This is a genomic window from Streptomyces sp. NPDC088554, from assembly GCF_044752945.1.
Lineage (GTDB): Bacteria > Actinomycetota > Actinomycetes > Streptomycetales > Streptomycetaceae > Streptomyces.
The window spans coordinates 122,500-140,760 of the sequence record NZ_JBIVMF010000012.1 but is presented as its reverse complement, the minus strand read 5'-3'; the positions used below and the strand labels follow the sequence as shown (position 1 = coordinate 140,760).

The window sequence follows — 18,261 nt, the reverse complement described above, 5'->3', positions numbered from 1 at the left end:
ATCTGCGCCTCGATTTCCTTATATTCGCGAGTGGAATGAGTTGCGCGTGCAGCCACAACGGCACCGGCCAGGAACCGGCTTCACCGCGCTCCACCTCGTCCAGCCGGCCGACGGCGGAGTGGCCCGAGTGGTCCTGGATCTGGTCGAAGCGCAGGTGGCGGCGGGGGTGCGTACCGTCGTCTGCTGTCCCGGCCGAGGGCCGCTCGCCGCGGAGGCGGCCCGCCGGGGCGCCGAGGTCCAGCTCTGGCGGGCGACGCGCGCGCCGGGGCCCGGACTGCTCGGGGAGGTGCGGGAGGCCGCCCGGCTGGTCCGGCGGGTACGCCCCGATCTGGTCCACGCCCACAGCGCCAAGGCCGGACTCGCGGGCCGGCTGGCGGTCCGGGGCCGGATCCCGACCGTATTCCAGCCGCACGCCTGGTCGTTCGAGGCGGTCGGCGGGACGACCGCCCGGCTTGCCGGGGCCTGGGAGCGGTGGGCGGTGCGCTGGACCGACCGGATCGTCTGCGTGAGCGAGGCAGAACGGCGCACCGGGGAGCGGGCCGGGATCGACGCCTCCTGGTCCGTCGTCCACAACGGCGTCGACGCCGGACGGTTCGCCCCCGTGCCCGCCCCCGGCGCGGCGGCCGGCGCGCGGGCCGCCCTTCCGCTGCTGGCCCCCCTGGCGCCCGGTACGCCCGTCGTGGTGTGCGTCGGCCGGCTCTGCCGCCAGAAGGGGCAGGACGTCCTGCTCCGGGCCTGGGAAACGGTCGTACGCCAACTGCCCCCGGCGCGGCTCGTCCTGGTCGGCGACGGGCCCGACGCCGGGGCGCTGCGCGCGGTGGCGCCGGCCTCGGTGCTCTTCGCCGGAGCCGTACCGGACACCGCGCCCTGGTACCGGGCGGCCGATCTGGTGGTCCTGCCCTCCCGCTGGGAGGGGATGGCCGTGGCGCCGCTGGAGGCGATGGCGAGCGGCAGGCCCGTCGTCCTCAGCGATGTGGACGGCGCGCGCGAGAGCCTGCCGCCCGGCAGCGAGGCGCACTGCCTCACCCCGCCCGAGGACCCGGCCGCGCTGGCCGCCGCCGTGAGCGCCCTGCTCCACGACGGGCCGCTCCGCGCGGAGCTGGGCCGCCAGGGACGTAGCCACGTACTCAGCACCTACGACGTGCGGCAGACCGCGCAGGCCATCGCGGACGTGTACCGGGATGTCGCCGTCGTGCCGTGCCCCGAGCGCAGGGAGCCGATTCCCCAGTGACCACGGAAAGCACCAGCGTCCCCCCGCCGTCCGGGCGCGCGCGGACCGATGAGCGGCAGCCGAGGCGGCGCCAGGTGGCGCGGCAGTTCCGGGGGCGCGTCCCGGTCGCGGCGCCCCGCGACATCCGCGGCGCGCGCGGCGCCCCCGACCGCGTCGCGCTCCCGGCGCTCCGTCGGCGTACCGGCTCGGCGCCGCGCTTCGCCCTGCCGCTGGTCGCGGTGGACGCGCTGGCGGCGCTGCTGTCCACCGCGGTCCTCGGCCCCGAGCAGCGCGACGCCGTGCTGATCGTCCAGCTGATCGTCTGCGTGACCGCGCTGAACGCGCTGGCGGGGCTCTACCGCCCCGGTGTCGTCGTCTCCGGGCTCGATCAACTGCCCGCGCTCGCCGCCCGTATCGCCGTCGCGTGGTGCGCCGCCGCCGCGGTCCTCGCCGCGCTCTTCCCCGCGAACGCCCTGGGGCTGACGGCACTGCTGGGCGGGGGCGCCGTACAGCTCGCCGTCGCCTGCTGCTGCCGCGCGCTCATCCACTCCCGCCGCCGCGCCACCGCCCGCACCCGGCTGCGCTCGGCGCTGGTCGTCGGTACGGGGCCGACGGCGCGCCGGCTGACCCGGCTGCTCGACCGGCATCCGGAGTACGGGCTGCGGCCCGTGGGGATCGCCATGCCCGTCCTGCCCGCTCCCGCCCAGCACGGCGGGCAGCCCGCCGCGCAGAACACGGAGCAGGACGCCCCGGCCCTTCCCGTACTGACCACCGCCGAGGACATCCACCGGGCCGTCGTCCAGAACGGCGTCCAGGAGGCGCTGTTCGTCGAAACGGGTTTCAGCGAGCCGGGGTTCGGTGGAACGGGGTTCGGTGAAACGGGGTCCGGTGGAACGGGGGCCGGGGAGCAGGGCGCAGCCGAGAGCGGGCCGGGAGCCGACGAGAGCGAGCCGGGGGCCACCGGTGCCGATCTGGTCGCCCTGTTCCACGCGTACGGCTGCGCCACCTGGTTCGTCGGCGCGGGGCCCTGGGACGCCGCCGCGCCCTCCCCGGGGATGGAACGGCACCTGTGGGGGTTCCCCGCCCGCCGCGTGGAGCCGCCCGGCGCCCGGGGACGCCGGCTCGGCGCGTCCGCCAAGAGACTGCTCGACCTGCTGATCACGGTCCCGATCCTGCTGGTCGCCGCGCCCGTACTACTGCTGTGCGCGCTCGCGGTACGGCTCTGCGACGGCCCCGGCGTGCTCTTCCGGCAGGAGCGCGTCGGCCAGTACGGACGCCCCTTCACCCTGCTCAAGTTCCGCACCCTGTGCCCGTCCGACCCACGCGAGTCGGAGACCCGCTGGAACATCGCCAACGACCTCAGGATGAGCCCGGTGGGCAACTTCCTGCGCCGTACGTCGATGGACGAGCTGCCGCAGCTGTGGAACGTCCTGCGCGGTGACATGAGCCTGGTCGGGCCCCGGCCCGAACGCCCCTACTTCGTCGCCGGCTTCAGCAGGACCCACCCCGGTTACGCGGCCAGGCACCGGATGCCCGTCGGCATCACCGGGCTGGCGCAGGTCCACGGCCTGCGCGGGGACACCTCCATCGAGGAGCGGTCCCGGTTCGACAACCACTACATCGACCACTGGTCGCTCTGGCAGGACGTGTGCATCCTCGTGCGAACCGTTGTCTCCCTCGTCCGCCCGGCAGGCAGCTGATGGCCACCGCCGCCCCGGGGATCGCCTCCGCCCCCCGCCTGCCCGACATCCTGCGCCGGGCCGCGCCCCTGCTGCCCGCCGTGGCGGTCGTCGCGCTCCTCGCCGTGCCCGTCACCCCGGCGGGCGACGGCTCCGCCGGAGCGGGGAACCCGGCGGACGTGGCGTCCGCGCTGCTCGTACTGCACTGTCTGGTACGGGTGTTGCGGACCCGCGCCCGGCCGCTGACCCGGGGGGCCGCGCTCGTCCTGGGGCTGCCCGTGCTGGGCGTGACCGTCGCGTCGATCACCTCCCACGACCCGGCGTCCAGCCTGCCCGGGGTCGCCCGCTACCTCCAGATCTTCGTGCTGGTCCCGGCCGCGCTGCTGCTCCTCCTGCGCGACCGCCGGGACTTCCGGATCGTCGCCGGATCCATCGTCGCCCTCGCGCTGGTCCAGGGCGCGGTCGGGGTCACGCAGTATCTGACCGGCACGGGCGCCTCGTACCGGGGCGAGGACATCCGCGCGGTCGGCACCTTCGGGCCGACCGATGTGATGGGCATGGCCACCGTCGTCGCGTACGGACTGGTCATCGCCGTCGGGTTCGCGCTGGCCGACCGGGCCGGGGTGCCGCGCCGGCAGCGGGCCGCCGCGCTGGTCTGCGCCGGGCTGCTGACCGTACCGCTCGCGCTCTCCTTCAGCCGGGGCGCCTGGATCGCCACCGGCCTGGCGGTCCTCCTCCAGCTCGCGCTGGCGGGACCGCGCAGGGCCGCCGTCGTCGTGCTCGCCACCGGGGCGCTCGGGGTCGTACTCGTCGGCGGGTTCGGCGCCGGCTCGCAGCTCGTCACCGAACGGTTCGACTCCATCGCGCAGGTCACCGACGCGCCCGACCAGTCCGTCACCGACCGCTACACGATGTGGGCCGCCGCCACCGACATGTGGCGCACGGACCCGGTCACCGGCGTCGGCCTGAAGGGCTTCCCCGCCCACCGCGACAGCCACGCCGCGCTGGCGCTCTCCTCCGGCAGCGATACGGCGGGCGCCGGGGTCGGCTATCTGCGCCAGCCACTGCTCTCCCCGCACAACATGTATCTGCTCGTCCTCGGCGAACAGGGGCTGCTGGGCGCCGTCGCGCTCATCGGCAGCTGGGGCGCGCTCCTGGTGTGCGCGCTGCGCCGACTGCGCGGGGCACGCCGGGCCCGTACCACCGCAGTCGACTGCGGGCTCGTCGTCACCGGGCTGCTGGTGTGGCAGCTGGCGGACTTCGGGTACGCGGACATCGGCGGCCCGTCCACCGTCCTGACCGCCGTGATGCTCGGGCTGGCCGCGTGGTGGGCACTGGCGCCCGCGCACCCGGACGGCGGGGCCGGTGCGGCGTGAGCGGCGTCCGGCAGTCCGCGCCCGCGCTCCCCCCGCAGCCCGGCGGCCCGGCCAGGACGGCCCCGGCGGAGGCGGCGGGGTCCGCCGGCGGCTTCCTCGCGCGCGCGGCGTTCCTCACCGCGCTGCTGACGGCCGCCGGATCCGTCCTCGGGCTCGTACGCGACCAGACCATCGCGCATCTGTACGGCGCGGGGCCCGGCACCGACGCGTTCCTCGTCGCCTGGACCATCCCCGAGGTGTCCGCGACGCTCCTCATCGAGGACGCCATGGCGCTGATCCTCGTACCGGCGTTCAGCCTGGCGCTCGCCCGCCGGGCGGACCCTCAGCCGCCCGCCGGACCGGATCCCGTCCTGCACCTCGTCCGGACGACCCTGCCCCGGCTCTTCCTCGCCCTCGGTGCCTGCTCGGCCCTGCTGATCGCCACCGCGCCCTGGGTGGTGGCGCTGCTCGCGCCCGGACTGGACGAACCCGGGCTCGCCGTCGACTGCACCCGGCTGACCGCCACCTGCGCCTTCACCTACGGTCTCGCCGGATACTGCAGCGCGGCCCTGCGCGCGCACGGCAGCTTCGTGGCGCCCGCCGCGATCTACATCGCCTCCAACGTTGGCATCATCACGACGATGCTCGCGGTACGCGGCTCGGGCGCCCGGGACGACGGCGTGCGGACGGCGGCCGCGGGGGTCGTCATCGGCGGAGTCCTGATGGTCCTCATCCAACTGCCGGAACTCTGGCGAAAACTGAGGAAACGTCAATTCGCGGCGCCGGTGAGCCGGAAGGCCCTCGCCGCCGGGTCGTCCGTCGCCCTCGGGCTGATCGCGCCCGTCATCGTGTTCGCGGCGGGCCGCCAGTCGCAGGTCCTCATCGAGCGGTTCCTCGCCGCGCCGCTGCCCGCCGGGGCCATCTCGCACCTGAACTACGCGCAGAAGGTCGCGCAGATCCCGATGACCCTCTCCCTCATGCTGTGCACCGTCACCTTCCCGGTCGTCGCGCGCGCCATGGCGGCGGGCGAGACCGACCGGGCCAGGCGCCGCGTCGAACGCGACCTGGCGCTGGCCGCGATGATGGTGCTGACCGGCGCCGCCCTGGTCATCTCCTGCGCGCCGCAGTTCATCGCGGTCCTCTTCCAGCGCGGCGAGTTCACGGCCGCCGACACCGCCGCGACCGCCGACGTCATGCGGGTGTACGCGCTCGGACTGCTGGGCCACACCCTCGTCGGAGCGCTCGTACGCTGCTACTTCTCCGCCGCCCGGCCGCTCTGGTTCCCGGCGCTCGCCATGGCCGCCGGGCTGCTGCTCACCGCCGGCGCGGGCCTGCTGCTCGTCCAGGTCTGGGGCGTGCTCGGCATCGCCGCCGCCAACGCCCTCGGGATCACCCTCACCGCCGTACTCCTGCTGCGCGGACTCGGCCGCCACAGCGTGCCCGTCGACATCCGCGCGGTCACCCGCGGACTCCTCAAGCTCGCCGCGGCGGCGGCGGCCGCCACCGGCTCCGGCTGGCTCTGCGGAACGCTCGTCCCCGTCCCCGCGCTCGGCGTCACCGCCGCCTGCCTCGTCGTCCCCGCGGTCTTCCTCCTCCTCGCCCACGTCCTGCGGGCGCCCGAGACCGACACCCTCCTCCGCCCCGTCTCACGAAAGCCCGCGCATGCCCGCTGACCCGGTGTCCCCCCGCCCCCTGTGGGCCCTCATGTACCACTCGGTCGCCGACCCCGCCGACGACCCCTACCGCGTGACCGTCTCGCCCGGCCGCCTCGACCGGCAACTGCGCTGGCTGCGCCGCCGGGGGCTGACCGGCGTCGCCATGGAACGGCTGCTGCGCGCCCGCGCCGAAGGCCGCGACGCCGGTCTCGTCGGGCTCACCTTCGACGACGGCTACGCCGACTTCCTGGAAGCGGCCGTCCCCCTGCTCAAGCGGTACGGACACACCGCCACCGTCTTCGTCCTGCCGGGCCGCCCCGGCGGTACGAACGAATGGGACCCCGAAGGCCCCCGCAAGCCCCTCCTCACCGAGGACGGCATCCGCGCCGCCGCCGACGCCGGCATGGAGATCGGCTCGCACGGACTGCGCCACACCGACCTGACGACCGCCGACGACACCCTGCTCGCCGCCGACACCGTCCACAGCCGCGCCCTCCTGCGTACCCTCACCGGCCGCGAGGTGACCGGCTACTGCTACCCGTACGGCGCCGTCGACGCCCGCGCCGCCGCCGCCGTACGCGCGGCCGGGTACGGCTACGCCTGCGCCATCAGCCCCGGCCCGCTCACCGGCCGGTTCGCGCTGCCCCGCGTCCATGTGGGCGAGCGCGACACCGGCCCGATGCTGCACCTCAAACGACGGCTGCACCGCTGGCGCCGGGAACCCGTCCCGGCCGTCTCGCACGCGTATGTGACGGTGGCGTCCCGGTGAAGGTCCTGCATGTCATCACCGGCCTCGGCATCGGTGGCGCCGAACAGCAACTACGGCTCCTGCTGCGCCAGTTGCCGACCGACAGTGAGGTCGTCACCCTCACCAACCCGGGCGCGGTCGCCGACGGCATCGTCGCCGACGGCACCAGCGTCCGCGACCTCGACATGGCGGGCAACCGCGACCTCGGCGCGCTGCCCCGGCTCACCCGACTGGTCGGACAGGGCCGGTACGACCTGGTGCACACCCACCTCTACCGCGCCTGCCTGTACGGACGGATCGCGGCCAGGCTCGCGGGCGTACGCGCCATCGTGGCCACCGAACACTCCCTGGGCGCCGTCCAGATCGAGGGCCGCCCCCTGACCCCCGGCGCCCGCGCCCTCTATCTCCTGGGTGAGCGCATGGGGACCGCCACCGTCGCCGTCTCCGCCACCGTCGCGCGGCGGCTGGAGCGCTGGGGGGTGCGCCCCGACCGTATCCACGTCGTGCCCAACGGCATCGAGGCCGCGCGCTTCGCCTTCGACGCGGGCGCCCGCACGGCCGCCCGCGCGCGGCTCGGACTGGCACCGGACGACTTCGTCGTCGGCGGGGTCGGACGGCTCACCCCCGGCAAACACTTCGACCGGCTGGTCCGAGCCGTCGCCGAACTGCCCTGCGCACGGCTCCTGTTGATCGGCGAGGGCCCCGACGGCGAACGCCTGCTGCGGCTCGCCGCGGAACGGGGCGCGGCCGACCGGATCCTGCTGCCCGGCGCCTGCGAGGATCCGCCGAGGTCGCCGGGGGCCCCCGGACTGCCCGCGCTGCTCGCCGCCATGGACGTCTTCGTCTCGACCTCCCCCGACGAGGCGTTCGGGCTCGCCGCCGTCGAGGCCCTCGCGGCCGGACTGCCGCTGCTGTACGTGACCTGCCCCGCGCTCCAGGACCTGCCCCCGGGGTACGCGCCGGGGGCGCGCCGGATCAGCGGTTCCGTGCCGGGACTGGCCGAGGAGCTGCGGCTCTTCGAGGCGACGTTCCGGGGGCTCGGTCCGCGCAGGCCCCGGCTGCCCGTCCCCCCGTCCGCGCGCCACTACGACATCTCCCACAGTGCCGAACAGCTGATGGCCGTCTATGAGCGCGCCGTCCGCGGCCCGGCGTCCCCCACCCGAGAAGTGAGTTGCTCATGACCAGGAAGACCAGCCCCGCCCCGGACCCCCAACCGGCCCCGGAGAAGGACCGGAAGGCGCAGAAGGCCGAGGCGAAGGCGGAGCAGGCCGTGGCGAAGGCCGAGCAGGTCACCGCCAGGGCCGCGGCCAAGGCGCAGCAGACGGAGGCCAGGGCCGCGGCGAAGGCGGAGCAGTCCGCAGCCAGGGCCGCGGCGAAGGCGCAGCAGACGGAGGCCAAGGCCGAGGCGAAGGCGGAGCAGGCCGCAGCCAGGGCCGCAGCGAAGGCGGAGCAGTCCGAGTCCAGGGCCGCGGTGAAGGCGCAGAAGGCCGAGGCGAAGGCGGAGCAGGCCGCAGCCAGGGCCGCGGTGAAGGCGCAGCAGTCAGAGGTCAAGGCGGAGCAGGCCGCAGTCAAGGCCGCGGCGAAGGCGGAGCAGTCCGAGTCCAGGGCCGCGGCGAAAGCCCAGCAGGCCGCCGCCAGGGCCGCGGCGAAGGCCCGGCGGGCGGAGGCCAGGGCGCAGGCGAAGGCCCGGCGGGCGGACCGGCGGAAGGGCCGGCGGAAGATCCCGGCCGCCCGGTGGATCGTGCCCGGCGCGGTCCTCGCGGGCGCGCTGGCGGGCGGTGCGTACGGAATCCTCCGTACCCCTCAGTACACCGCCACCAGCTACGTCGTCATCGTCCCCACCGACCGCGCCGACGCGGCCGCCGCGCTCGGCTTCGCGACGGCGTACGGACGGGTCGCCTCGCAGGTCGCGGTGGTCGGCGACGCGCAGGTCTGGGCCGGGGTGTCCGCGCGGACCCTGCGCGCGAGCGTACGGACCTCCACCTCGCCGGACGCCCCGATGATCTCCGTGACGGCGACCTCGCCGCGCCCCTCGACGGCGGTCAACATGGCGAACGGCGTCGCCCGCTCCCTGGTCGTCAACGGCAACCAGATGCAGGAGAGCACGAACGTCCGCGTGGTCCAGTTCTCCCGCGCGGTCAGGCCGACAGCTCCCAGCTCCCCCTCCGCGCCCCTGGCCGCGCTGGTCGGCGGCTGCGGGGGCGGGCTGCTCGGCGGGCTCGCCCTGCTGATCCGGCCCAAGCGGCGGCCCGAGGGGATCCACGCGCCGGTGCCGGGCCCGTCGACGGGCGGCTCCCACCAGGCCGCGCCGAACCAGCCGGGAGCGAACCAGGTGGCGGGCCACGCCGCGCCGAACCAGCCCGTGTCCGCGCCACCGCAGCCGGAAACGGTCTGATGGCCGCCCCGGCGCGCGCGACCGTCGTGGCCCTCCGGCCCCCCGTCTCCTCCGTCCCCGTCGCCGCGCTGCTCTCCGCCTCCCGGTCGGGCCCCGTCTTCACCACCGAACTGTGCACCGACCCCGCCCGCTTCGCCGAGATCGCCCCGGAGTGGAACGCCCTCCACCGCGCTTCCCGCGCGGCCACCCCCTTCCAGAGCCACGCGTGGCTGCACTCCTGGTGGCTGTCGTACGGCACGGCGGGCCGGCTGCGGATCGTGCTCGTCCGCGAACGGGGCGAGCTGATCGCGGCGGCGCCCCTGATGCTGGTGCTGCGGCCGCTGCCCGTACTCGTACCGCTCGGCGGCACGATCTCCGACTTCTCCGATGTCCTGCTGGACGACGACTACGCGACCGCGGGCGAGGGCGCGGGCGACACCGTCGCCGCCGAACTGGCGAAGTCCCTCGCCGCGGTGGCCCGTACGGCAGTGATCGACCTGCGCGAAGTACGCCCGGGAGCCGCCGCCGAGCGCGTCTACGCCCACTGGACCGGCCCGCGCAGGCGGCTCGCGGACTCGCCCTGCCTCGAACTGCCCGCCGTTCCCATGGACGAACTGCTCGGCAGACTCCCGGCCTCCCGCGCCCAGCGCGTCCGCGCGAAACTGCGCAAGCTGGACGCCCTCGGCATCGAGGAACGGGCCGTGCCCGGGGACGAGATCCCCCTCGCGGTCGGCCGGCTGCTGGCGCTGCACCGGCTCCAGTGGCAGGGCCGGGGCGTCACCCCCGAACACCTCAGCACCCGCTTCGCCGAGCACCTGGCCAGGTCGGTACGGGCCATGGCCGAGCGCGGCGACGCGCGGATCACCGAATTCCGGTTGTCGGGAACGGTGGTGGCCGCCGATCTCACCCTGATGTCCGGCGCCCTGGCGGGCGGCTATCTGTACGGGGCCGATCCGGTGCTCCGCGCCAAGAAGGCCGATGTGGCCACGATGCTGCTGCGCAGCGGCGCGGAGTGGGTCGGCACGAGCGGCTGCTCGACGCTGAGCATGCTGCGGGGCAACGAACCGTACAAACACCACTGGCGCCCCGAGACCGTCCGCAACCAGCGGCTGCTGCTGGCCAGGCCCGCCCTGCGGCTGTCGCTGCGGCTGCTGGTCGCGCGGGCCGCGGGGCGGGACCGGGCGGCGGCGCTGGTCAAACGGCTGCGCGCCGGGGCCGGTACGGGCGGGGCCGGTGACCCCGTGGGCGGTGGCGACCGGGAATGACCTCGCCACCGCCCCGTACCGGCCCATGAGCCGGGGTCAGCCGCGCCAGTGCTCCCAGCGGCCGAGCCGGACGCAGAGCTTGCCGCCGAGCCACTTCTCGACCCAGGGGCCGAGGTCCAGCGGGGCGCAGTGCTGCTGCGGCCGGGCGGGCTCGGGGACCGGAGTCGGCACCGGGGTCGGTGTCGGCTTCGGTTCCGGCGTCGGCTCGGGCTTCGGGGTCACGGGCGCTTCCGGCTCCGGGGTCGCCGGTGTCTCCGGTTCCTGCTGGCGGCCGTACAGCATCGACTGGAACACCTGCGACGACTTCGGATTCTTGTCGCACTGCCAAATACCGTGCGGGCAGTAGTCCGTGACCGTGTTGTACACCGGCTTGTACGTATCGATCCACTGGATCATGCGTCGTACGTATTCGGGGTTGTCGCCGTTGCGGAAGAGGCCCCACTCCGGATAGGAGATAACCTTTCCGTGCGCGGCGGCGAAGTCCACGTGTTCCTGGAGTCCGTACGGCTCATTCACCTGTTCGTCAAAGGTCCGGCCCGGTGGCTGGTCGTACGAATCCATACCGATGATGTCCACGACGTCGTCGCCGGGATAACACTCGGTCCAGGGGATGGCGTCCCGTCCGCGATTCGGGGCGAAGTCGAAACGGAACTTCTGTCCGGGCACGTCCCGCATGGTGGTGACGATGCGATGCCAGTATTTCTTCCACGCCTCCGGATCGGGCCCGCAACGATGGGTGTACGTCGTCCCGTTCATTTCCCAGCCGAGCACGATCACCGTGTCGGGAACTCCCAGCCCGACGAGCCGTTCCGCCAGTTTCCTGAAGTGGCTGTCGTACTGCCCGGCCGAGCCCTTGTGCAACTCGCGGCGGACCATACGGTCGGGCACGCGCCCCTCGGCGCGCTCCAGCATGGGGACGTTGAGGACGAACAGCCGGTCCGCCCTCGCCTGGCGCCACGCGGCCCAGTCCGCGAGGAAACCGGGGCTTCCCTCGATGTTGGACCACACGTCACCGGGGAGGTAGGTGTGCCCGACGCGCAGATCCGTACCGCCCAGCCATTTCTCCATGGCGGCGATGCGCTGAACGCCTTTCGGCCCGTAGTCGAGATACGCGCCGAGCGCGGGAGAGGGAGCCCTCGGAGGTTTCTGTTTCTCCGTACCGCTGGGAATTTCCGCACCGGAGGAAAGCACGGGAGGAGCGGAAGGGACGGCCTCGGGGACCGGCTCCGGCGCGAGATCCGGGGCAGGACCGGGGACGGACTCCGGGACCTTCTCCGGCGCGGCCGACTGCGCGGCCGATTCCGGTACGGACTGCGGTACGGATTCCGGGACCGGCGCGGGCTCCGGTACGGATTCGGCGACCGGAGCCGTTACCGGATCCGGTACGGGCTGGGGCGCCGGCACCGGAACGGGCACCGGATCCGATACGGCTTCCCGTGCGGATTCCGGTACGGATTCGGCGACCGGATCCGGCGCGGATTCCGGGACGGGCTTCGGAGCCGGCGCGGCCAGCGCCGCTCCGGAGGAAAGGAGACCGGCCGTGACCACACCCAGGCAAGCGGTTGTCAGCCGCCGTCGACGTCGATGGGACATGTCAGCTCCTCAGCTCCTCAGTTCCGCATGGTCACTTTGAGCGCAAAAGTATTTCTAATAAGCCGATCGGGAACCCGGCCCGGCGTTCCAGTAGTCCATCCGTGAATTACATCCCCCGCATGGGCCATCGAGACGAAGGACAACCACCGTGCCGAGCTTTGACACCCGTGTCCCCGCCGTCGTCATGAGGCTGGACCGGAACCCGTTCCACCACGGCACGCTGGGCGCCGTCAGATCCCTCGGCCGAGCGGGCATCGAGGTGCACGCGGTGATCGAGGCGGGACACAGCCCCGTGGGGCGCTCCCGCTATCTGCGCGCGGCCCATCTACGGCCCGAGCGGGGACCGGATCTGACGGACCCTTCGGGGCTGGCGGAGACCGGCAGGCTGCTGCTCGACATCGCGGACGGGTTCGGCTCCCCGGCGGTGCTCATCCCGATGGACGACCTCAGCGCCATCGCCGTGGGGCGGCTCGGGGAGCGGCTGGCGGGCCGTTATCTGCTGCCCGATCAGCCGGCGGGGCTGCCGGAACGGGTCGCGGACAAGGCCGAGCTGGCGGGCATCTGCGGGGAGCTGGGCATCCCCCACCCGCGCACGGTGGTCCCCGGCGGCGCCGACGAGGCCGCGGCGGCCGCCTGGTCGCTCGGGCTGCCCGTCGTCGCCAAGTGGAGCAAACCGTGGCTCCTGCCGGACGGCGCAGGGCTGCGCAGCACCCAGGTGCTCCGCTCCTCGCAGGAGGCGCGCGAGCTGTACGGCCGCAGCGCGGAGGCCGGAAGCAGGCTGCTGCTCCAGGAACTCCTGCCGTACGGACGCGATCTGGACTGGTTCTTCCACGGCTACAGCGGCGCCGGACCCGGCTGCCCGGTCGGCGCCGCCGGGCGCAAGGAACGGGCCTGGCCGGTGGGGGCCGGGCTGACCGCCGTCGGCCGCTGGCTGCCCAACCAGGAGGTGGAGCGGGCGGCGCGGCGGCTGGTCGCGGCGCTCGGCTACCGGGGCATCCTCGACCTCGACTTCCGCCGGGACCCGGCGACGGGCGCGTACCACCTGCTCGATTTCAACCCCAGGCCCGGCGCGCAGTTCCGGCTCTTCACCGACCGGGCGGGCCTCGACGTCGTACGCGCGCTGCATCTGGATCTCACCGGCCGGCCCGTGCCCGCGCAGGACGCGGCGCACGGCAGGACCTTCGTGGTGGAGAACTACGCGCTGCTCTCCGCCCTCTCCACCGGCCGCTCCGGCACCGCCCGGCGGAGCGCGGAGCGCGGCGGCGGGCCGCGCTCCCGGGAGACCGCGTGGTTCGCCCCCGACGATCCCCTGCCCGCGTGCGCGATGGCCGCCGCCTGGGCACTGCACGCGGTACGGAAGGGCTGGCGCCGCCTGGTGCGCACGCTGCCGCCGCACCGGAGCGGCGGCGGCACCGGGCGCTCGCGCACCCCTCCCGCACGGCAACGGAGGGGCAGCCGGACCACCGGAGCCCCGGTCCCGAGGCGCGTCCGATGACCACCCTCTGAACTCCACGAACTCCACGAACTCCACCGACCCGAGAGTGGGAGACACGATGCACGACCTGGTAGTGGTGGGCGCAGGCCCCTACGGACTCTCCATCGCCGCGCACGCCGCGGCGGCCGGCCTCGATCTGCGGGTGTTCGGCAGACCGATGGCCTCGTGGCGGGACCACATGCCGCCCGGGATGTTCCTGAAGTCCGAGCCCTGGGCGTCGAACCTCTCCGACCCGAAGGGCGTCTACGGCCTGTCCGCCTACGCGGCCGTCCAGGGGGTGGCGGCCCGGCACGGCGTACCGCTGCCGGTCGGCTTCTTCGCCTCGTACGGACTGTGGTTCGCGGAACGCGCGGCTCCGCCGGTCGACGAGCGGATGATCGTCTCCGTCCGGCCCTGCCCCGGCGGATTCCGGCTCGCGACCGAGGACGGCGAGACGGTGTCCGCCCGTACGGTGGCGCTCGCGGTCGGGGTGATGCCCTTCATCGACATCCCGGACGCCCTGCGCGGACTCGGCCCCGAGCGGGTGACGCACAGCAGCCACCACGCGGATCTGACGCGCTTCGCGGGCGGCGACGTGACCGTCGTCGGCGCGGGCCAGGCGGCGCTGGAGACCGCCGCGCTCCTCGCCGAACAGGGCACCTCCGTACGGGTGGTGGCCCGCTCCGGCGGGCTGAACTGGAACACCCTCCCGCCCCCCAGGAACCGCCCCCTCCGCCAAGCCGCCCGCGCCCCCCACACCGGCCTGGGCTGCGGCTGGAAGAACTGGCTGTACGCCGAGAGCCCCGGCCTCTTCCGCCGGCTCCCCGGGCCGACCCGCACCCGGGTCTTCACCTCCGCGCTGGGACCGGCCGGCGCGTGGTGGCTGCGGGAGCGCTTCGAGCCCGCGGTGGAGACGCGGCTCGGCGAGAGCGTGGCGTCGGCGGCCCTGGCGGGCGGTCGCGTACGGCTGGAACTCGTCGCCACCACCGGTCGGGTGGAGACCGTGGAGACCGACCATGTCATCGCCGCCACCGGGTTCACCCCGGGCCTCGACCGGCTCGGCCTGCTCGACGACGCCCTGCGCGACGGGCTGCGCACGGTACGCCCCAGCACCGCCCCCGAGGCGAGCGCGGTCTTCGAGTCCTCGCACCCGGGCCTGTTCGTGGCCGGCCTGCTGAGCGCCCCGTCCTTCGGGCCCTCGATGCGTTTCGTGTACGGCGCGTCGTACACCGCCGAGCGTCTGGTACGAGGGGTACGGCGGCGGCTGGGCGAGCGCGTCGGCCCGCGCGGCGGGTCACCCGATGTGCTGGTCGGCCAGCGGCAGCGGCGGGCGGTCCAGACGGCGTCGGCGCACCGGGAGGCGCGGCTGCCCTGAACGGGGACGGCCGGGAGAACGCGTCGCTCGCGACGGTTCTCCCGGCCGGACGGCCGCTGGGGCCGGTGTGCCGGGTGGGGCGGGGTCAGACGCGCGCCGAGGCGGTGCTCCTGCGGTAGACGAGCACTCCGCCGAGCAGCAGACCCGCGCTCGCCGCCGCGGCGGCGCCGAGGAGGCTGCCGTCGCTGCCGGTGGACGCGAGTGAACCGGTGGGCGCGTGCGCCTCGGGGGCCGCCGGGACGGCCGACTCGACCTGCGGCGCCTGCGGGGTCTGCACGACCGTCTCCGTGACGGGCGGCTTCGCCGGGACGGTGGGGGTGCCGGGGGTGGACGGGGTCACGACACGGCCGTCGGTCGGCGGGAGCTCCGACTCCTCGGGCTCCTCCTCCGGGGTCTCGGGCTCGGGCAGCACGGGACGCTCCGGGAGCTCCGGGGGAGCGGCGGGGGCGCCGTTCTCGCAGCCGTTGCCGAAGACCGGGTTGAGGAGGCCGACCACGTCGATGGAGTTGCCACAGACGTTGACCGGGATGTCGATCGGGACCTGAGCCCCGTTGCCGGAGCCGACGCCGGGGGAGCCCTTCGCGATGGCGGTGGAGCTGGCGCCCTGGTTCCCGCCCGCGGGGGTCTCGTGCCCGTAGGCGCTCTCGTAGGAGCCGCCGTAGCCGCCTTCGTAGCCGCCGCCGTGGTGCTGCTCGGGCCCGCTCGACACGTTGGCGCAGACGTTGCCGAAGGCGGGGTTGAGGAGGCCGATCACATCGATGGTGTTGCCACAGATGTTGGCGGGGATGTCCAGGGGCACCTGGACGCTGTTGCCCGACAGCACGCCAGGTGAACCGACCGCCGTCGCGGAGGCGTCGGCCGCCTGGGCGTAGCCGCCGCTCATGGACAGCACGCCGGACGCCGCGGCGGCCGTGAGCAGTCCTTTGCTGATGAGGTCTCGCATCTGGTTCTCCTGGGTGGGGGCGGTGCAACAGGGGACCGGCCCCGGCGCGACTGCCGAACAGGCGCGCCGGTGACCGGCCGAGGACACCCGTGGGGGCGTCCTTACAGCGTCAGGCGTTGATGCAGGTGTTGCCGAGGGTCGGGTTCAGCAGCCCGATGATGTTGATGCTGTTGCCACAGAGGTTGATCGGAACGTGAACGGGTACCTGGATCACGTTGCCCGACAGGACACCCGGCGAACCGACGGCGATGCCGTCCGCGTGGGCGTCGGCCATGGCCGGGGCGGCTGCGCCCAGGGCGAGGACCAGTCCGGCGACGATCGTTGCGGCCTTCTTGCACTTCATCGTTGAGCCCTTTCCGCAGCGGCGAATACGTCCGCACGACGGTCGTGGGGCGTGAGCCCGGGTCTCGGCTCCCTCGTCTCCGCTGCGGGAGGTCCAACGAGTGCGCGAGTACGAGGAAACTGTCCCGCGCCGGGCCACCGAGCCGGTTCACTCGATTGGCACGGGCGGGGGACAGGCCGTGAAAAGGCGGGCCGACCGGGGGCGTCGTTGCCCCGGGGCCGGCCCGTCGGCCCGGACCGGGGTCCGGGGGTCGTGCGTGCCGGGCTCGATCAGCCGTTGGCCACACCGTTGCCCGAGAGCACCGGGATGTTGTTGATGAGGTGCGACAGCGGCTCGTCCTGCTTGGCCTGGGTGGAGTTCTCGGCGCACTGCTGGTTCTGCGGGTTGGACAGAACCTGGACGTCCTGGACGGCGATCGGCACGAGGACGCCGACGAGGGAGCCGACGTTGGCCTTGACCGGGGCGCCGACGCACAGCTTGTTCAGCGAGCCCTGGATCAGCTGCGCCTGGGGGCTCATGTCGCCGGTGGTAACGGTGTTGCCGAACTTGCTCTTGGCACCGTTGCCGCTGGCGGAGATGGGGCCGTCGTCGTTACCGATGGCGAGAGCCGGAGCTGCGGCCGCGGCGGAAACGCCGACTACGGAGACGGCCACGGCCGCGCCGGCCATAATCTTCTTGATCACGGTGTGTTCCTTTTCCTGAAGGAAATACATATGGAGCAGATGGAGCGACCTGAACAACCGGGCGGCGCCGGTTTGGTTCTCCTGCTTCACTCGATCGGCTTGCCGATAGGCGTGGCCTTGCCACGGCCGTAATCGTGGGTAATAGGCCGTTGGAGTGAAGGGCCGGAACCAAACCGGTGGTGGGGAGTTGCTCAGGGAGCCCCGGGGACTTTGGGGCATCCTTCAGAAGGGGACTCAGATCGTGATCAAGAAGGTTATGGCCGGCGCGGCCGTCGCCGCCTCCGTCGTCGGCGTGTCCGCCGCGGCCGCGGCCCCGGCGCTCGCCATCGGCAACGACGGCGGCCCCACGTCCGCCAGCGGCAACTTCGCCACCCAGCAGTACGGGAACATGGCGACGCACGGGAACATGAGCCCGCAGATCGCGCTGATCCAGGGCTCGTTCAACAAGCCCTGTATCGCCCTGCCGGCCAAGGCGAACCTCGGCTCCCTCATCGGCCTCGTCCCGATCGGCGTCCAGGACCTCAACATCCTGTCGTCCCCGCAGAACCAGCAGTGTGTCGAGAACTCGACGCAGGCCAAGGGCGACGAGGCGCTGTCGCACATCCTGGACAACATCCCGATCCTGTCCGGCAACGGCGCGGGCAACAACTGAGTCACGGGCAGACCTGACCGGCCCGCTGCTGGAATTTCGCGGCGGGCCGGTTTTTTCTCGGCTCTTTCAGTACTCCATTAGAGGGAACAGCCGAAACTAATCCAGCTGTCCCCAAGTTGAACAGCTCGGATTCCGCCGGTGGAATCCGACCTTCTGGAAAGGCATTTAAATGAAGAAGCTGTGGGCAACCGCTGCTGTAGCCGCGACCCTCGTCGGAGCCACGGCCGCCGCGGTGTCGCCGGCGCTCGCGATCGGTAACGACGATGGCCCGATCTCGCTCAGCGGTAACGGTGCCGAGCAGTCCTTCGGCAACCAGGTGACCAAGGGTGCGATGAGCCCCCAGCTGAGCCTGGTCCAGGGCTCGCTGAACAAGCCTTGCATCGGTCTGCCCCTCAAGGCCAACGTGGGCTCGCTCATCGGTCTCATCCCGATCGCCGTTCAGGACGTCAACGTCCTGTCCAACCCGCAGAACCAGCAGTGTGTCGAGAACTCGACGCAGGCCAAGGGTGACGAGCCGCTGTCGCACATCCTGGACAACATCCCGATCCTGTCCGGCAACGGCGCGGGCAACAACTGATCTGCCCCACACTCGCAAGGCCCGGCCCGGCGTTTCGTACGCCGGACCGGGCCTTTGCCGTGCCCGCCTCGGGGCCACCGGGAGCCGCACCACGTGTATGCGCCGGGAAGACTGGTTAAGCGGGGGACATGGGCCAGCGCTTCCCGGCTGCACCATGATTCGGCGTGTGTATGCCAAGCGCATAGGGCCGATCGGCCCTATGGCCCGTCGGGCGGGGGCTGGCCGACAGAATGACAGGGAGCTGTCGTAGGCTGCGCACCGAGCAGGGAAACAGTCACCGGTGGCGGACACCGCACCGGACCGGGGAGCGGGAATGGCCGAGACAGCGGACGACT

At 73.4% G+C, this 18,261-nt stretch carries 16 protein-coding genes; 12 read left to right on the top strand and 4 right to left on the bottom strand.

Features of this window, described 5'->3' with window-relative positions; genetic code table 11:
* Positions 1–46: 46 nt before the first annotated feature.
* The 8 genes from ACIP8W_RS16310 to ACIP8W_RS16275 are packed head-to-tail and all read left to right on the top strand — an operon-like array spanning position 47 to position 10,286.
* Positions 47–1,231: a glycosyltransferase gene (locus tag ACIP8W_RS16310; protein WP_401951058.1), complete on the top strand. Its 1,185-nt coding sequence runs from the start codon at positions 47–49 to the stop codon at positions 1,229–1,231.
* Positions 1,228–2,910, top strand: a complete 1,683-nt coding sequence (locus tag ACIP8W_RS16305; RefSeq protein WP_401951061.1) for a sugar transferase — start codon at positions 1,228–1,230, stop codon at positions 2,908–2,910. Before ACIP8W_RS16310 ends, ACIP8W_RS16305 begins: the two co-directional genes overlap by 4 nt.
* The gene (locus ACIP8W_RS16300) at positions 2,910–4,265 is read left to right on the top strand and encodes an O-antigen ligase family protein (RefSeq protein ID WP_402203438.1); all 1,356 of its coding nucleotides are present in this window, start codon (positions 2,910–2,912) and stop codon (positions 4,263–4,265) included. Before ACIP8W_RS16305 ends, ACIP8W_RS16300 begins: the two co-directional genes overlap by 1 nt.
* Positions 4,262–5,917, top strand: a complete 1,656-nt coding sequence (gene murJ / locus ACIP8W_RS16295) for a murein biosynthesis integral membrane protein MurJ (RefSeq protein ID WP_401951066.1) — start codon at positions 4,262–4,264, stop codon at positions 5,915–5,917. Before ACIP8W_RS16300 ends, murJ begins: the two co-directional genes overlap by 4 nt.
* Entirely contained in the window at positions 5,907–6,668 is a 762-nt protein-coding gene (locus ACIP8W_RS16290) for a polysaccharide deacetylase family protein (RefSeq protein ID WP_401951069.1), read from the top strand. The genes murJ and ACIP8W_RS16290 overlap by 11 nt, the downstream gene beginning before the upstream one ends.
* Positions 6,665–7,828 carry a glycosyltransferase gene (locus tag ACIP8W_RS16285; protein WP_402203436.1) on the top strand — a complete coding sequence of 388 codons (1,164 nt, stop codon included), beginning with the start codon at positions 6,665–6,667 and terminating at the stop codon, positions 7,826–7,828. Before ACIP8W_RS16290 ends, ACIP8W_RS16285 begins: the two co-directional genes overlap by 4 nt.
* Complete coding sequence (locus tag ACIP8W_RS16280) at positions 7,825–9,042, top strand: hypothetical protein (protein ID WP_402203434.1); 1,218 nt, start codon at positions 7,825–7,827, stop codon at positions 9,040–9,042. The genes ACIP8W_RS16285 and ACIP8W_RS16280 overlap by 4 nt, the downstream gene beginning before the upstream one ends.
* Positions 9,042–10,286, top strand: a complete 1,245-nt coding sequence (locus ACIP8W_RS16275; RefSeq protein WP_401951077.1) for a GNAT family N-acetyltransferase — start codon at positions 9,042–9,044, stop codon at positions 10,284–10,286. The genes ACIP8W_RS16280 and ACIP8W_RS16275 overlap by 1 nt, the downstream gene beginning before the upstream one ends.
* Before the next feature lie 36 nt (positions 10,287–10,322).
* Here the strand turns inward: ACIP8W_RS16275 and ACIP8W_RS16270 are convergent, their stop codons facing one another.
* Complete coding sequence (locus tag ACIP8W_RS16270; protein ID WP_402203432.1) at positions 10,323–11,879, bottom strand: glycosyl hydrolase; 1,557 nt, start codon at positions 11,877–11,879, stop codon at positions 10,323–10,325.
* Between the two features lie 184 nt (positions 11,880–12,063).
* On the opposite strand from ACIP8W_RS16270, the gene ACIP8W_RS16265 reads away from it, so the two are divergent.
* Together ACIP8W_RS16265 and ACIP8W_RS16260 are read left to right on the top strand one after the other, a co-directional pair.
* Positions 12,064–13,374 (top strand): ATP-grasp domain-containing protein, encoded by a 1,311-nt coding sequence (locus ACIP8W_RS16265; protein WP_402148909.1) that lies wholly within the window; start codon positions 12,064–12,066, stop codon positions 13,372–13,374.
* 58 nt (positions 13,375–13,432) lie between these two features.
* Positions 13,433–14,728, top strand: coding sequence for an NAD(P)-binding domain-containing protein (locus ACIP8W_RS16260; protein WP_401951083.1), 1,296 nt, complete (start codon positions 13,433–13,435; stop codon positions 14,726–14,728).
* An 85-nt stretch (positions 14,729–14,813) separates the two neighbouring features.
* On the opposite strand, the gene ACIP8W_RS16255 is transcribed toward ACIP8W_RS16260, so the two are convergent.
* The 3 genes from ACIP8W_RS16255 to ACIP8W_RS16245 all read right to left on the bottom strand — a co-directional run bounded on the left by ACIP8W_RS16255 (position 14,814) and on the right by ACIP8W_RS16245 (position 16,694).
* Complete coding sequence (locus ACIP8W_RS16255) at positions 14,814–15,671, bottom strand: chaplin (protein ID WP_402203430.1); 858 nt, start codon at positions 15,669–15,671, stop codon at positions 14,814–14,816.
* 109 nt (positions 15,672–15,780) lie between these two features.
* The gene (locus ACIP8W_RS16250) at positions 15,781–16,014 is read right to left on the bottom strand and encodes a chaplin (RefSeq protein WP_401951089.1); all 234 of its coding nucleotides are present in this window, start codon (positions 16,012–16,014) and stop codon (positions 15,781–15,783) included.
* A 269-nt stretch (positions 16,015–16,283) separates the two neighbouring features.
* Complete coding sequence (locus tag ACIP8W_RS16245) at positions 16,284–16,694, bottom strand: rodlin (protein WP_401951322.1); 411 nt, start codon at positions 16,692–16,694, stop codon at positions 16,284–16,286.
* Positions 16,695–16,938: 244 nt separating this feature from the next.
* Between ACIP8W_RS16245 and ACIP8W_RS16240 the strand changes: the two genes are divergently transcribed.
* The gene (locus ACIP8W_RS16240) at positions 16,939–17,349 is read left to right on the top strand and encodes a rodlin (protein ID WP_401951092.1); all 411 of its coding nucleotides are present in this window, start codon (positions 16,939–16,941) and stop codon (positions 17,347–17,349) included.
* A 169-nt stretch (positions 17,350–17,518) separates the two neighbouring features.
* Positions 17,519–17,926 (top strand): rodlin, encoded by a 408-nt coding sequence (locus ACIP8W_RS16235; RefSeq protein ID WP_401951096.1) that lies wholly within the window; start codon positions 17,519–17,521, stop codon positions 17,924–17,926.
* The last annotated feature ends 335 nt before the right edge of the window (positions 17,927–18,261 follow it).

Coding starts and splice junctions, on each gene's coding strand:
- ACIP8W_RS16300 (WP_402203438.1), top strand. CDS start 2,910: ATGGCCACCGCCGCCCCGGGGATCGCCTCCGCCCCCCGCCTGCCCGAC.
- ACIP8W_RS16290 (WP_401951069.1), top strand. CDS start 5,907: ATGCCCGCTGACCCGGTGTCCCCCCGCCCCCTGTGGGCCCTCATGTAC.
- ACIP8W_RS16280 (WP_402203434.1), top strand. CDS start 7,825: ATGACCAGGAAGACCAGCCCCGCCCCGGACCCCCAACCGGCCCCGGAG.
- ACIP8W_RS16275 (WP_401951077.1), top strand. CDS start 9,042: ATGGCCGCCCCGGCGCGCGCGACCGTCGTGGCCCTCCGGCCCCCCGTC.
- ACIP8W_RS16270 (WP_402203432.1), bottom strand. CDS start 11,879: ATGTCCCATCGACGTCGACGGCGGCTGACAACCGCTTGCCTGGGTGTG.
- ACIP8W_RS16265 (WP_402148909.1), top strand. CDS start 12,064: ATGAGGCTGGACCGGAACCCGTTCCACCACGGCACGCTGGGCGCCGTC.
- ACIP8W_RS16260 (WP_401951083.1), top strand. CDS start 13,433: ATGCACGACCTGGTAGTGGTGGGCGCAGGCCCCTACGGACTCTCCATC.
- ACIP8W_RS16255 (WP_402203430.1), bottom strand. CDS start 15,671: ATGCGAGACCTCATCAGCAAAGGACTGCTCACGGCCGCCGCGGCGTCC.
- ACIP8W_RS16250 (WP_401951089.1), bottom strand. CDS start 16,014: ATGAAGTGCAAGAAGGCCGCAACGATCGTCGCCGGACTGGTCCTCGCC.
- ACIP8W_RS16235 (WP_401951096.1), top strand. CDS start 17,519: ATGAAGAAGCTGTGGGCAACCGCTGCTGTAGCCGCGACCCTCGTCGGA.